Here is a 14,630-nt window from a genome sequence, read left to right on the forward strand (position 1 = left end):
CCGGGCCTCACCACCAGCCGATCACCTCGTCGTGCAGACCCGCGTAGTCGCGTTCGAGGTGATCAGCCAGGGCGGCCATGTGCGCCCGCATCAACTTCTCCGCCTCAACGCCGTCGCCGTCGATGATCGCCGCGGCGACCGCCTGGTGCTCGCGTCGCACGTCCTCCCAGCGCTCCGGGCGACGCTCGGCCGCGACGACCCGCTCGGTGTAGATCTCCTTCAGCGCCCGGCCGAACAGATCCAGCACCCCGTTGCCCGACAAGCCCGCCACCACACCGTGGAAACGCTGCATGACAGCCAGGTAGCTGGCCTCGTCGCGCTCCTCCAGCGTGCTGTGTTCCCGCATCGACTCGGCCAACTCGCGCAGACGCACGGCGTCGCGGCGCTCGGCAGCCAACCTGGCCATCATCGGCTCCATGATCACGCGCGCCTCGACCAGCTCACCGAACCGGGTCCGGCCCATCTGCATGAACAGCGCCATCGTCCGACCGAAGGTGTGCGGATCGACCGCCCCGACGATCGGCCCGCCACCACGACCCGGCCGAACCCGCACCAGGCCGTTGTTCTCCAGAATCCGCAACGCCTCGCGCAGAGTGCCGCGGCTGACCCCGTACGCCTGCAGCATCTGAGCCTCGGTGGGCAGTCCCGCCCCGGCGGGCAGCCCCTGCTCGACGATGTCCTCCAGGATCTGCCGGGCCACCAACTCGCCCATCTTCGCCGCACGCTGGCGGAACCGTGGGGTCGGCTGGGCCTCAGACATGACCCGATCCTACGGGCCCACGATCTTGCCGGCCGTCGGCTACTTCGCCGCCAGTCGTCGCTCTCGCTGGTCCACGGCTCGACCGGGCGGCCAGGGACGCGTTGACCGCCGCGGTCACCTCCTCGGTCAGACGGTGGCTGCTCAGCCGCATGACCCGCGGGTCGACGGTCATCTCGGTGACCCTGCCTCGGGCTAGGCTCCCGGCATGGACCTGGCTGTCGACGAGTCGACACACACTGGATCGACAGTCGTCTGCCTTCCCATGTTCAGCACGACGCGCGCCGCCACGGCCGCCGCCTTCGCCCCGGCGTTCGCGGGCGCCGGCCTGCGAGAGGTGTACCTGGATCTGCCGGGCCACGGAGATTCCCCAGTGACCTGTCGGCCCACCTCCCAGGCGGTACTGGACACCGTGGCCGCCTGGCTCGACCGCCACATCGACGGGCCGGTCCTGCTGGCGGGCGCGTCCTACGGCGCGTACCTGGCCGCCGGCATAGCGCGTCAACGGCCGCACCTCGTCCGCGGCCTGCTCCTCGTCTGCCCCGGCGTCACCATCGCGCCAGCAAGCCGGACCCTGCCCGAGCCCGCTGCACCCGAAGCGCCCCCGGGCTGGCTCGACGGCGCCCCCACCGGCCTGCGCGCCCACCTCGACGTGGCGCTGGGTCACCGCACACCGGCCGTCGTCGCGACCGTGCTCGCGGCACTGGAGTCCGGCGGCCCCGGCGATGACACGTTCCAAAAGGAACTACGCGCAGGCCCCGAGTACGCCCTTCCCGACGAGGACACCGACATCACCTTCGACGGTCCGGTCAGCGTCGTCACCGGCCGGCAGGACGGCATCGTCGGCTACGCCGACCAGTTCCACGCCATGCGCCGCTATCCCCGCGGCACCTTCACGGCGATCGACGCGGCCGGGCACTACCTGCCGTTCGAACAACCCGCGCTGCTGCGGTCACTCACCGAGGACTGGCTGCACCGATCCGGCACCTGAGAACAGCCCGCCGCTCACGCCGACTCCGGATTCAGCTCGGCTCCAACCTGCAGACAGATCAGCGCCGTCGGAGTGCGCACCTCCCAGGGCTCGCCGACGGCAACCTCCTCGCCCGGTCGGTCGAGGGCGTCACCGATCAGATCCTCGATCGGCGGGTACGGGTTCCCACCATCGCGCCAGGGACGCGGCGTCAGCGCCGGGATCTGCGAGGTCTCCAGGTACCGCCCGACCGCGTGCTCGTAACCAGCTCGCACCGGCACCGTCACCCGGGCGGCACCGGCCTGCAGGAACGCCTCATGAACGGCGTCCGAGCTGGTCCGGGACCGTAACGTCGCCCACCGCTCCCGACCGGCCCACTGGTACGGGTAGAACAGGTAGACCATGCTCTCCCACTCGAAGAGGTCCTCGCCGAACTGGATCTGATCCGCCTCCGCGCTGATCTCGACACGGTTGATCCGAGGCGCGTCGTCGGCCGGGAAGGTCAGACTGCCGAACTGGTCGAACTCATGACCGAAGAGGACACTCTGGCAGGCCCGTTTCAACTCCACCTGCTCGACCCGCCGGTTCACCTCCGCCGACTGCTCGGACCGGTACACCGCCCGGGCCAACCGCAGACGCTGGTCGTTCTCGTACGCCGCCAACTGCGTCAGATAGCTGGCCCGAATCGTCTCGTACGCCCGCAGCCGCCACGCCTCGTACGCGGCGGTGGTGCGCTCGCAGCGCACCCGCACCACGACCGTGAGCCCGCCACGCTGATCGGCGCTGATCCCGACCGGCAGCGGCCCGGGGAGCACCTGATCGAGCGTGACAGTCATCTGGCCGTCCCCGCCGTCGCTGCTGCTGACCCGCTTCTCCCCGATGGAGATCTGCACGGCCTGCGGCGGGCTGCCCTCCTCCGCGGTGTACTCACCCTCCACCAGCCCCCACGTCGTGGTCACGTACGCCTCGGTCGCCTCGTAACCGGCCGGCACCGGCACCTCACCGACGTACGAGCTGTAGCCCCACTCCGGCTGCGACTTGTCCGTGGAGTTACGGGGGTAGTCGAACGGGCGAGCCGGGGGATCGGCGAACGTGACGGTGGCCGACACCTCCGACTCGGGCGGCGGTTCCACGCCCACCACATCCCAGCGCGCCGCCTTGTCGGCGTAGTTCTCCTCGTTCAGATCGGCCACGTCGAGGAACCAACCGGTCGGCTTCGCGACCGCGCCCTCGTCGGTGCTCAGCTGCGCCAGGTGGACCAGCACGGCGGCCGGCTCCGGCACGACGAACTGCAGCAGCAGCCGTTCCCCGTAGTTGTAGACCTGAGCCTGGTCGACCTTCGTGAGCCACCGGTACACACCGATGATGTTCACCGACCCGTCGCCGTTGTCGAACCGGTGCTCGTTGGTCTCGGTCACCCGCGTCGTGCTGGTGATCGAGCGACGCTCGGACACCTCGCTGCGCAGCAGCTCGGACGCCCGCTCCGTGAGGGTCTTCGAGTACGAAACAGCCGAGCTCATGCTGCTCGCGGTGGTCGTGGACCGGTCGGCGTTGATGTCCACACCAGCCTGGACCGGGCCGAAGCCACCGGACACGCTCACCCCCAACGACGTCGACGTGCTCTGGGTCGCCGCGGTGGTGAGCGCCCGGTCCAGGCTGTTCTGCTCCGTGGTCTCCAACTCCTGCGTGGTCTCGGCGATCGACTGCGTCGACGTGGTGACCGACTCCCGGGTGCTGGTGTCGACCACATGGGTCCGCCCGCGTACCTCGCTGGCCAGCACGTTCTCCACATGCGAGATCTCACCCAACTCGTAGCGCAGATGCGCGGTCCGGATGACCATGAGGTCACCGCGACCGGCGACCCGCGCCTGCGCGCCCAGCACCGGCACGCGGGGCGGAACGTACTCGATGTCGTCACCGATGGGCACGCTCTCGACCAGCCGTCCCGAATCCGCCGCGTCGGCCCGCCGATCCGCCCGACGGCGGGCAGCCTCCCGCTCGGTGTCGAACAGCGTGCGCAGGGCACGCAGCGTGGCCGTGGCCGGCACGCCCAATTCGCCGGCGGCGCGCGACGTCGCCTCGATGGCCGGGCCAAGGTCGACGAAGCCAGCCGCCCGCACGTCGGCGAGAGTCGGATCCGTGGAACCGGTCACGCGTGCCCGGATGAGCAACCGCCCGACGTGCACGGCCAACTCGGCGAACTGCTGGGCATGCCCGATGTCGGCGTCGAGCTGCGGCGCCGGCTTCGGTGCGGGCGGCAACTCCAGGTCACGACCACCGACCAACGAGCGGACCAGGCAGGCGTCCTCGGCGGCACTGCCGGCGAGACGGACCAGCGTGACACCACGCAGCAGACGCAGAACGACACTCGACACCACGCCACGCGGCCGCCCCAGGAACCGGCCGAGAGCGGTCATGTCCACGGCCCAGCGCGTGAGGGCGGCCACCGGGGCGCCGAGCTGTTCCGAGGTCACCTGCCGCTCGGCCGCCCACTCGGCGATGACCTCACGCAGCTTCCCGACAGTGAGCCGCGAGTCGACCGCGGCCCGCCGCACCAGGGCCACGACCAGGCGACCGAGATCCTCGACCGCGTCGTCCTGCTCCTTCCTCCGCGCCGCGTACAGCGCCCAGGCCTGCTCCACGTCGCGGCCCGTCACCGCGTTGCGGACCGGCGGCGACCAGTCGTCACGGAAATCGAACACCGGCCCGATGACAGTCGGTCCGGCGGTACAGGCGCCGTCCTCAGCGCCCGCGGGGTCACCCGTCCGACGCACCTGCACGAAACGGAGCGTGGCCTCTGGTGTTGCCGGCATGGCCGATCCTCCAGTCAGAGTTGAGGCAGATGCAGCGCGGTCGGCATGCCGTAGCCGTCGACGTGGCTGTTGAGTCGTCGCACGAGCTCGTTCCAGGCCCCGGCCGCCTCCGGTGTCGAGGCCAACGCCCTCTGCCACTCGTCGTCCCGCAGCGCGGCCATCAGCTCGGCCAGGGTCCGCTGCTCGAACGCCACGACCGGCTCGGCCACCCGAGCGATGTCGGTCAGGGGAAACGGCTCCGCGGTCGCCCCGTACTGTGACGTGTAGTCCTGCGCGCGCGCCGCGAAGTCGTAGTCGGCCTCTTCCGCGACGGTCGGGACCACCCGGTTACCCCAGCGGTCCAGCCGGGTGATCCCGCCCATCATGCGTCCGGCGTAGAGGTCGGTCAGCGCGTGGTCCCGTGGGGAGAGCAGGTGCAGATTGCCCGGCTCGCTCGCCCCGGTCAGCATCGACAGCCGACTGCTCCACACATCCTCGTCGAGCTTCTTGCGCAACGTCCGAACCCACCGCTGCATCTCCCTGATGAACCGCTGAGGTCTCGCGTGCTCCCACTCATAGACACGGATCGCCACGTTCCGCGCCGACGGAAGCCCCATGGCCATCTCGAACAGCTCATCCCGCGACAGCCGGTAGTACGGATCACGGCCGTACCGGCTGCGCACGTCCAGCGGATCCCCCCGCGGCACCGTCGCACTACGACCGTGGTGATCCCACAACCGCTGGAGCTCGGCGTTGTCGACGGTCAGGACCCGCTCGTCCTCCAGCCGCGCCGCGAGCTCCCACCGCGCCTGTGTCACCGTCCGAGCGCGAGGCGGCCCCTTCTCGAACGAGAAGCGGTAGATCGGGGCGTCCCCGGTCGAGATCATGTGGGCGATCTGCACCTCGGACACCAACAGGTCGGGGTCGTAGTCCCAGGCGTGCACCTCGTCGAGACTCCGCACCTGCAACTCCCGGAACAGGTCCGGACCCCGCGCGGTCAACGGGATCTCCCGATCCCACACCCGCGACGCCATGACCATGCCGATCGAGCGGTGACCCCGACCGGTCACCACCGCGCCGTACGCCGGGTAGCGCGGATCCAGGCCGACCGGAGCGTTCATCGGCATGACGTTCAGATCCTCGGGCAACTCGACGTGGAAACCCTCGTGGTACCGGTACGACCCGTAGGACACCCCACCGTCGAACGGCGTCGCGACCGTTCGGAAATCAGCGTACGAACGTCGCAACGCGTCGACGTAGCGCGCGGGGTCCGACGTGCGCAGCAGCGTCGCGGACGCCTCCCCGAGCAGCGCGTCGACCACATCGGCCAGCAACGACCCCTGGCCCGCGCCCGCCAGGAAACCCTCCATCGAGATTATCGGGAAATCCCGGCGCGCCGCCTCGAAGGCGTGCTGCAGGAAGCCGGACCGAAGACAGACGCCGGACGGGTCGACCAACTGCTCGACATCGCGCAGAAACGCCAGCGGCACGACGCCCGGCCGCAGGAGCGCCCGGGCCTGCGGAGTCATGCGCTGGAGCTGGCCCACCAGCGCGAGCCGCTCCGGGACAGACAAGCCGGCACTGCCCGGCACACGCGTCATGGTGGGCTTCCCTCGACCCGTTCGACCAGCGAACGGGCCAGCACCCCATCGTCGGACACCACCGCCTCCGCCGCCTCCCGCAGACGCCGACCGGGATCATCGCCGAGTGTCGTGACCCGCCGACCCGAGGCCAGCAACGAGCCGACCGCCCGCTCGGCAACCTCGGGAAGCAGCACACCCCCGAGGGTGATCGCCGCCTCCAGGCCACCCATCGGCTCGCCGTAGAGGTCCTTCCCGGTCAGCACGTACGCCCCGACGCTGCCCAGATCACGCAGGTCGTACATGACCTGCACGGGTGGGAACGGAACGAACTCGCCAACCGCCACGGCGATATGGACGATCTCCTCGATCGTCGCCGGCCGCGCCTCCAACTGGGCCCCGGTGTCGACCTCACCATCGGCGACCATCAGCGGCACGTCGTCGAAGTGCGTCACGATCTTCTCCCGGTACTGCACGACACCCTCGATGTCCGATCCGCCGGCCACCCCGAGGGGCAGGTCCACCAGCACCCGCACGTTCTCCGTCCGGACCACGGTCAACCGGAAGCACGGTGCGAAAGGCGCGGTCGTCGCCGGCGGCTCGGCCGACACCTCACCGTCCGCGTCCAGAAAATCGAGTCGATAGGCAAAGCGATCCTCCGCGCTCGCAGGATCGACACGGAGACGAATCGGTACGGGTGCGCTCTCCGGCAGCCCGCCAAGCCACTGGACGTACGTGTCGAGCAGACCCGTCACCATCGCGAACACGGCGTCGTCGACGACCTTCGCCGCTTCGACCAGCCAATCCGGCTGCCAACTCCACGGAGCTCCCCGGGGCAACCGACGCAGATCCGGCTTCATCAACACCAGGTCCACCCCGTCCGCACAGGACTCCTGCACGGCAACGGGCCGCGGCTCGTCGAGCGCCCGAACCAGAGCCACCGCGTTCGCGACGACGTCCGGCTCCACCAGCGGTACGGGACGCAACGGCGCGCCCAACGAAGGAACCGTCATCGGATGACGGTGCCGCTCGAACTCGAAGCGCAGCGCCTGATCGCAGGTGACACTGCCGTCACCCGGACGGTAGGCCGCCCGGACGACACCCAGGGCCACCTCGCCCAGCAGCGGTCGCTGCTCGAACGTGACACCGGGCGCCGCAGCGACCCGCAGCGACATCGCACCCCAGTGGAAGATCGCCGACGGGTCCGTCGCCGGGTCGCCCGTCGGCGATTCGGAGATACCGAAGCCATGCGCGGGCGCGAACGCGTAGCCGTAGGGGAGTGGCTCGTACTCGACCGGCTCACGCCCCGACGGCAGCGTCACGGTCTCCACCGCATCCCGGATCCTGTGCTCGACGGTCAAATCGAAGGCCAGGGGACGCGCGGTCGCGAAGTCCAGCACCGTCGCGGCGGAGACGTCGAGTGGACGGCCCAGCGAGGCGGCCGTCGCCACCTCATAGAACCAGCCGGGCAGGTAGACGATGGAGAGGTTCTCCGGGCCGAGATACCGCACGTGCAGCACGTTGCTCATGGCATCGACGCACACGAACACCGGGTCGACCGGAGACCCGCGGCACAGCTCCAACCAGCGCCCGCCGACGTGGTCCGGAGCGTCCACTGCCAGCCAGACGTCCGCCAGCAGGCCGCTCAGATGCTGAACGGCAGCTCCGGCGGCCTCAAGGTTGGCGGCGTCCACCATGGCAGGAGGTTAGCCCGCATCGACCATGAACACTGTCGCCGATGCGCCAGCCGTCAATCCTGCAGCATCTCGGCGAAGTGGGAGGTCTCCGCCGGCAGCGGCGGCTCGATGGTCACCGCCTTGCCGTAGTCACCCTTCTGCTCGGCCACGACCTGCCTGAGCACTGATTCGATAATGCACATTATGTAAAGTAGACCGATCTGGCGGTCCCCTCACCGGTGGTGCGGGTGGTCAATCGCGCGTCAGTCCTGGCGGAAGCGCGTCCTCGTCGGGCTGGACGACGCGGGCGTTGACCAGCGGGTTGCGCCGCAGGCCCGCGACCACAGCGGTGCGGCCGCCAACGTCGGTCCAGGTGTCGTCCCAGAGGGCGGAGACAAGCCAGGAACGATCCGCCGGGAAGAACAGGTCGGGCAACGGCCCGTCGCCGCGCATGTGACCGGTCCGCCACGTGAGGGCCTGTTCGGGGCCGGCTTCGACCAGCACGTAGGACCAGCCCCAGTAGAGCGACACCTTCAGAGCACCGGGAAAGACGATGTCGTGGGCGCCCGTGTCGAGATAGCCCAGCCACCAGCGCTGGTCCGGGGTGCATGCCGCCAGCTCGTTGACGACGGCGTGTTCGTGGGCGTCGAAACTGACGTCCTCGGGCGGGTGGAAGGTGGCGTACGCGTCGAACACCGGTGGAATCGCGGTGGTGACGGACAGGCCGCCGGTTGTGGTGTGGCCGGCGATCCAGGCGACGTCGCTGGCCGTGCCGATCCGCCAGCTCCGCCCGTCCTTGCTGACACCTTCGGGGGCTGTCCCGGTCGATGCGTCATCCGCCTTGCGGCTTCCGGCGACCGCAGCTGGTGATGCCCATGGAGCCCACCCGGGCTGGTCGTCGGCCCACCTCATGCCGCGCACGATACGTGTTTCCTCGACCCAGCGCGGTGAGCTGGGTCGGACGGTGGCTCTGGAGTTCTGGTATCTACTCCCCCTTCTCCCCACCTTCCAGGGAACGTGAAAGTCATGCATAATATCCCTTATGCATGACAACCAGGACGAATCGCTCGGGGTGCTGATCGAGGAGTTCCTGATCGCCCGGGCGACCCGCAAGCCCTCCCCGCACACCCTGGCGGCGTACCGGCGGGACCTGCACGCGGTGGCGGTGCTGGTCGCCGAGGATGCCGCCACTCCCCTGCCCCTGGACGCGCTGTCGATCACCGACCTCTCCCCCCGCGTGATGCGGGCGGCCTTCGCCCGGTTCGCCGCGCCCCGGGCGCCCGCGTCGGTGCACCGGGCCTGGTCCACCTGGAACAGTTTCTTCACGTTCCTGGTCGCCGACGGGGTCGTGGCGGGTAACCCGATGCCGGCGGTCGGGCGACCTCGGGCGCTACTCCCCCAGCCGAAGCCGCTGCGCGGCGCGGACACCCCCGAGGTGCTGCTCGCGTCGGCCGCCCGTGACGACGGTCGGCAGCGTGACCCGTGGCCAGAGCGGGACGTCGCGGTGTTGGCGGTGGCGCTCTGCGCCGGGCTGCGGCTGTCGGAGCTGCTGGCGCTACGGGTCGGCTCGCTGGGTGGTCGGCCCGGTGAGCGGCGGGTCGAGGTGACCGGGAAGGGCGGGCGGCCGCGGGTGGTGCCGATTGAGGCGGACCTGGATCGGGTGCTGGTGGACTACCTGGACAGTCGGGCCCGGCGCTTCGGGTCGCGGTCGGTACGCCCCGACTCGGCGTTGCTGGTGGACCGGCGCGGCGAGCCGCTGCGCCGCGGCGGGCTGCAGTATCTGGTGGAGTCGTGTTACCGGCGGGCGGGCATCGGTGACCGGGTGCCGCGTGGGGCGCGGTTGCACGCGCTGCGGCACACGTTCGCCACCCGGCTGGCGGAGGACGGGGCGAGCGCGGCGGAGATCATGCGGTTGCTGGGGCACGCGTCGTTGGCGTCGTCGCAGACGTACATCGAGGTGACGGCCGGGCAACAGCGCGACGCGGTGCGGGCCAATCGGACCAACCGCGCGCTGGCGGCGCTCGTGCCGGTCGATCGGGGGGCGGCGGCGCGGTGAGCGGGGTCAGTGGGCCCGTTGGTCGGTGTCGTTGGCGGTGGTGGGCAGTGGGCCGAGTACCGCGTTGATGATGTGGATGCGGGTGTTGGTGGCCTGGTAGTCGGCGCAGACCGCGTCGGCGCGGTCGGCGAGGCGGGCGGCGGGGCCGGTACGGGTGATGGCGACGGTGGTGCCGTCGAGGGTGGTGGCGGTGCCGGCCTTGACCAGGTCGTCGATCCGGTGGGTTCCCGTGATCAGGTGTGCCTTCAGCAGGGTGCGCAGCTGGTCGGTGTGGCGGGCCATCAGGTCGTCCCAGTTGTCCTCGGAGAACTTGGCGGCGAAGGCGTCGTCGGAGGGCGCCAGGATGGTGACGCCGCCGCCGGTGGGCAGGTCGGTGAGGACTCCGCTGGTGCGCAGGGCCGCCTCGAAGGTGGTGAGGGTGGGCATCCATCGGAGCGCCTGGTCGACGGGTTGGTCGGCGAGGAAGGTCGGGTTTCCGGGGTCGGTGCCGGTGGGCAGGGCGGCGCAGAGTGGTCCGGTGACCTGGGGTGCCGGTGGGGCCGCGTCCGTGGCGGGGGCGCCGGTGCAGGCGGTGAGGGCCAGTAGCAGTGCCGGCACGAGGAGGCGGAGGGGCCGGGTGGGTCGGGGGTGCGACACGGCGTTCTCCACGGGTCGGTGGATGGGTGTGCCGGCGGCGCGGGCGTGGTGCCCGCGCCGCCGGCACGTCGGCTCGGCTAGCTGGTGGTTACAGTGCCGCGCACTGGGTGGTACGCGGACCGTGCACGGTGTTGGCGACGCCCAGGTTGATCGGGGCGGGGCTGTTGCCGGTGCAGCTGAGCGGGCCGCGGATGGTGTTGCCGGCCAGCAGTGGTGCGTCGGTGCCGGTGGTGTTGCCGGACAGGCTGACCGGGCCGGCGATCGAGACGTCGATGAGGGAGACCGTGTTGGTGGTCTTCGTGATCTGGACGGGGCCGTTGATGGTGCTGTCGGCGAGCATGACGCCGGCGGCGCTGGTGGCGCTGACGGGGCCACTGATGGTGGTTCCGGTCGCGACGAGTGCCGCGCCCGTCCGGACGGTGACCGGGCCGTTGATGGTGGCGTCGGCGGCGCAGGTGAAGCCGGAGACGGTCAGTGGTCCGTTGCGTCGGCCGGTGAGGGTCGGGTAGATGCGTTCGCCGTCGGTCAGCTTCTCCACGCCCTTCGTGTCGAGGAGCAGCGGGATCAGGCCGCGTTCGGGCTGGTTGAGGGGGACGTAGTAGCCGTCGGCGGTCTTGATGACCTTCCAGCCGTGTGCGGCGATGCGCTGCGCCACGGTGGTGCCGACGCCGCCTGGGCCGTCGGTGCGTGCGCCGTTGTACTGCTCGTCGGTGAGTTTGTAGGCGCACGGGGCGTTGTCGAGGATGAGGTCGGCGCGGGGGGCGTCGAGCGGCGGCGGGCTGTCGCCGGGGTGCGGGGCGGGGTGGGCGGGGATGGGTCGGGAGCCGCGGAAGACGAGGCGGCCGGTGTTGGCGGCCTGGATTTCGATCGACTCGGCGCGGGCGTTGAGGATGTCGCCGCGGTCGGCCCGGTGGTAGTCGAGGAACTGCTGGAAGGTCCAAAGGGCCGAGTAGGTCTTGCGGCGCCGGTTGTTGGCGGTGTTGCCCTCGTCGGGTCGGGTCTGTCCGCCGGAGCTGCGCAGTTCCAGCAGGGAGTTGGCGACGTTCTTGAGCCCGAGGGTGTTGCGCAGGATGGTTTCCTCGCTGAGGCCGACGTTGCCGCCGCCTTCGCAGCCGTAGGGGCAGGCCCACCAGCCGGCTTCGGCGCCCTTGGCGTACATGTGGCCTTCGATCATGTCCTGGGACTGGTCGAAGATGGGTTGGGCGACGTTCTGGTGGCGGGGCGGCAGCATCGGCAGGTCGCCGGCGCGGGAGTTGCCGAACTCGTGGCCGTCGTAGCCGGCGACGGGTCGGTAGTCGCGGACCATCTTGATGTACGCGGCGGTCTCGGGCTGGCGGATGAGCGAGTAGTCGCGGTTGAGGTCCTGCCCGGTGGAGTTGCCGCGGGTGTTGGCGGCCCGGCCGTCACCGTTGATGGTGGGGACGATCAGGACGGTGGTGCGGCTGAGCAGGTCGGTGACCCGGGGGTCGGTGCTGAAGGCGAGTTGCCGGGCCATGATGAGGCAGGCTTCGCGGTCACCCGGTTCGTTGCCATGCACGTTGCAGTTGATGGCCACGGGTGCGGTGGCGGCGACGGCCTCCGGGGTGGTGGCCGGGGTGGGGTAGCCGATGACCATCATGTTGACGGGTCGGTTCTGGACGGTGCGGCCGAGCTCGACGACGCGGACCCGGTCGCTGAGGGCGTCGATGGCGGCGGTGTAGGCGTACTCGTCGGTGTCGCTGGTGTACTGCGCGGCGTGGGCGGTCTCCCACTGGGTGCGCAGTTGCTCGCCGGGGGTTGCGGGGTTGCCCCAGGGTGCGGTGGTGGTGGCGACGATCGGCTCGGAGTAGGGCTGTTCGGTGGTGCCGGCTCGTGCGCGTACCCGCCACTGGAACGTGTCTCCGGGGTTGAATCCGGAGTCGGCGAAGGTGGGTGACTGTTGGTTGATCTGGCGGTTGGGGCGCCAGATGCCGACGATGGTCGGTGCGCCGGTGGGGGTGCCGTCGGCGTCGACCGCGGTGCGTTCGATCTGGTAGTCGGTGGCGCCGTCGACCGGCTGCCAGGCGAGGGTGGCGTACCCGTCGGCCTGGCGGACGGTGAGGTTGGCGACCTGGTTGGGTTCCGCGGCGTTCTGGGCGTTGGCGGGGCTGGGTGCGATGGTGAGGGTGAGAGCGATGAGGGTGGATACGGCAATGAGGGTGGGTCGCTGACGTCTCATGTGGCCTCCGACTGGTTGATCGTGGCGCGACCCGCCCAGCATGGTTGTCGGAGATCGTCGATGCAATGATCTTGAGGGAATCTTGCGACTCGGGGCCGCCCTCCCCCGGGCGCTGTTGTGCGGTGGTGGTGTGGGTGAGGCCACCCGAGACATTCGTGACCGACGATGGCGGCTTTCGGGGGCGACTTTCAGCCGAGGTCGACCAGCAGGGGGCGGTGGTCGGAGATGGTGGACCGCGGCGCGGTGACGGCCCGTACGGGTGGGAGCTGCTCGAGGGCGTGCCGGTCGGCGAGGATGTGGTCGAGTTGGACGCGGGGCTGCCCGGAGGGGTAGGTGGGGCGACGGCCCAGGGGGTGCCAGCCGGAGATGAGCCGGGCTGGGCCGGCGGGCAGGTTGAGGTCACCGAGCAGGACGCGGGGGGCGGGCAGCGCGCGGAGGGCGCGGACGGTCTGGCGTAGTTGGCGGGCGTTCCAGCCGGGTACGAAGGACAGGTGGGTCGCGGCGACGGTGAGCGGGCCGTGCGGGGTGTCCAGGACGGCGGCGAGTACGGCGCGGGGTTCGTCGTGCAGCAGGATGAGGCCGCCGCGGGGGCCGGGCACGTAGACCGGTGACCGGACGGGGGCGGGCTTGAGTCGGGTGACGTGCCAGCTGCGGACGGGGTGGCGGCTGATCAGCCCGATGCCGTAGCAGGGTTCGCCGTGCCCGTCGTCGTCGTGGCGCAGCGGGCGGAACTGTTCGCCGGGGGTGCCGACGACGGCGGCGGCGAAGCGGTGGTGGGGTGCGCCGAGGGCGTGTGCGGCGATGGCGGTGAGGTCGAGGTTGCCGCTGCGGTGTTGGTCGCGGTCGACCTCCTGCAGGGCGAGCACGTCGGCGTCGAGGGCGCGTACGGCGGCGGCGAATCGGTCGGAGTCGACGAGCCCGTCGGTGAGGGATCGTCCGTGCAGCAGGTTGAAGGTGGCCAGGCGCACCCCTGCACCCTACGTCGCCGTGGCATGGTTGCCGGGTGGTGAAGGTGTTGCTGTGCTCCGTGCTGGTGTTCGTGGCGGTCGGCGCGTTGGGGGTGTGGTTGCGGCGTACGCGGGGTCGGTGATCGGGTGAGGCTGGCCACTCGGGTGCCGGTCAGGCGCGTCGGGTGGGGAGAATTGCCGGCCGTGGACGCCGTAACGCTGAGTACCCTGCTGGCCGCCGCCGCGATGGCCGGGTGGGTCGACGCCGTGGTCGGCGGTGGTGGGTTGTTGCTGCTGCCGGCGTTGCTGGTGGCCGCCCCGGGGTTGCCGGTGGCCACCGCGCTGGGCACCAACAAGTTGGCCGCGATCTTCGGTACGGCGACGGCGGCGGCGACGTACGCCCGGCGGACCAAGGTCGACTGGCGGGTGGCGGGGCCGGCGGCGGGGCTGGCGGTGTTCAGCGCGGGCGTGGGTGCCGCGCTCGCCGGGGCGGTGCCGGCGTCGGCGTACCGGCCGGTGGTGTTGGTCGTGTTGGTGGCGGTGGCGGTGTTCGTGTTGCTGCGCCCCCGGCTGGGTGTGGTGGCGGTGCCGCAGCGGCGGACCCCGGTGCGTGTGGCGGCGGTGATCGCGCTGGCCGGGGTGGGTATCGCCCTGTACGACGGGTTGATCGGGCCGGGCACGGGCACGTTCCTGGTTTTGGCGTTCACCGCGCTGATGGGCGCGGACTTCGTGCACGGCTCGGCGATGGCGAAGGTCGTCAACGCGGGTACGAATCTGGGTGCGTTGGTGGTGTTCGGGGTGACCGGGCACGTGTGGTGGTTGCTGGGTGCCGCGATGGCGGTGTGCAACGTCGCCGGTGCGGTGGTGGGGGCGCGGATGGCGTTGCGTCGCGGGTCGGGGTTCGTGCGGGTGGTGCTGCTGGTGGTGGTCGTGGCGTTGGTCGCGAAGCTCGGTCACGACCAGTGGGTGGCCCGCTGATGGCGGCGGTTGCGGAGCACGACCGGGCGGTCCTGGCGCGG

Annotated in this window: 11 protein-coding genes; 3 read left to right on the forward strand and 8 right to left on the reverse strand. The window is 70.7% G+C overall.

Annotated features, from left to right (window positions below):
• Window positions 1-7: 7 nt before the first annotated feature.
• Complete coding sequence (locus ABZS37_RS16740) at window positions 8-760, reverse strand: FCD domain-containing protein (protein WP_355169821.1); 753 nt, start codon at window positions 758-760, stop codon at window positions 8-10.
• Between the two features lie 205 nt (window positions 761-965).
• Here ABZS37_RS16740 and ABZS37_RS16745 point away from each other — a divergent pair, with 205 nt between their 5' ends.
• On the forward strand, window positions 966-1,748 hold the full coding sequence (locus ABZS37_RS16745) for an alpha/beta hydrolase (RefSeq protein WP_355169823.1): 783 nt from the start codon (window positions 966-968) through the stop codon (window positions 1,746-1,748).
• A 14-nt stretch (window positions 1,749-1,762) separates the two neighbouring features.
• On the opposite strand, the gene ABZS37_RS16750 is transcribed toward ABZS37_RS16745, so the two are convergent.
• The 4 genes from ABZS37_RS16750 to ABZS37_RS16765 form a co-directional block, all read right to left on the reverse strand.
• Window positions 1,763-4,429 carry a hypothetical protein gene (locus tag ABZS37_RS16750; RefSeq protein WP_355169825.1) on the reverse strand — a complete coding sequence of 889 codons (2,667 nt, stop codon included), beginning with the start codon at window positions 4,427-4,429 and terminating at the stop codon, window positions 1,763-1,765.
• Between the two features lie 125 nt (window positions 4,430-4,554).
• Window positions 4,555-6,120, reverse strand: coding sequence for a hypothetical protein (locus ABZS37_RS16755; RefSeq protein ID WP_355169827.1), 1,566 nt, complete (start codon window positions 6,118-6,120; stop codon window positions 4,555-4,557).
• The gene (locus tag ABZS37_RS16760) at window positions 6,117-7,796 is read right to left on the reverse strand and encodes a hypothetical protein (RefSeq protein WP_355169829.1); all 1,680 of its coding nucleotides are present in this window, start codon (window positions 7,794-7,796) and stop codon (window positions 6,117-6,119) included. The genes ABZS37_RS16755 and ABZS37_RS16760 overlap by 4 nt, the downstream gene beginning before the upstream one ends.
• Window positions 7,797-8,027: 231 nt before the next feature.
• A complete protein-coding gene (locus ABZS37_RS16765; RefSeq protein WP_355169831.1) occupies window positions 8,028-8,687 on the reverse strand; it encodes a hypothetical protein in 660 nt (219 codons plus the stop codon).
• Between the two features lie 130 nt (window positions 8,688-8,817).
• Between ABZS37_RS16765 and ABZS37_RS16770 the strand changes: the two genes are divergently transcribed.
• Window positions 8,818-9,831 carry a tyrosine-type recombinase/integrase gene (locus ABZS37_RS16770; protein ID WP_355169833.1) on the forward strand — a complete coding sequence of 338 codons (1,014 nt, stop codon included), beginning with the start codon at window positions 8,818-8,820 and terminating at the stop codon, window positions 9,829-9,831.
• A 6-nt stretch (window positions 9,832-9,837) separates the two neighbouring features.
• Here ABZS37_RS16770 and ABZS37_RS16775 read toward each other — a convergent pair whose 3' ends face one another.
• The 3 genes from ABZS37_RS16775 to ABZS37_RS16785 all read right to left on the reverse strand — a co-directional run bounded on the left by ABZS37_RS16775 (window position 9,838) and on the right by ABZS37_RS16785 (window position 13,632).
• Window positions 9,838-10,467, reverse strand: a complete 630-nt coding sequence (locus tag ABZS37_RS16775; protein ID WP_355169835.1) for a fasciclin domain-containing protein — start codon at window positions 10,465-10,467, stop codon at window positions 9,838-9,840.
• 88 nt (window positions 10,468-10,555) lie between these two features.
• On the reverse strand, window positions 10,556-12,664 hold the full coding sequence (locus tag ABZS37_RS16780; protein WP_355169837.1) for a M14 family zinc carboxypeptidase: 2,109 nt from the start codon (window positions 12,662-12,664) through the stop codon (window positions 10,556-10,558).
• Window positions 12,665-12,852: 188 nt separating this feature from the next.
• Entirely contained in the window at window positions 12,853-13,632 is a 780-nt protein-coding gene (locus ABZS37_RS16785) for an endonuclease/exonuclease/phosphatase family protein (RefSeq protein WP_355169839.1), read from the reverse strand.
• 183 nt (window positions 13,633-13,815) lie between these two features.
• Here ABZS37_RS16785 and ABZS37_RS16790 point away from each other — a divergent pair, with 183 nt between their 5' ends.
• Window positions 13,816-14,589: a TSUP family transporter gene (locus ABZS37_RS16790; protein WP_355169841.1), complete on the forward strand. Its 774-nt coding sequence runs from the start codon at window positions 13,816-13,818 to the stop codon at window positions 14,587-14,589.
• Window positions 14,590-14,630 lie beyond the last annotated feature (41 nt).

Source organism: Micromonospora sp. NPDC005413, from assembly GCF_040606435.1.
Classification (GTDB): domain Bacteria; phylum Actinomycetota; class Actinomycetes; order Mycobacteriales; family Micromonosporaceae; genus Micromonospora.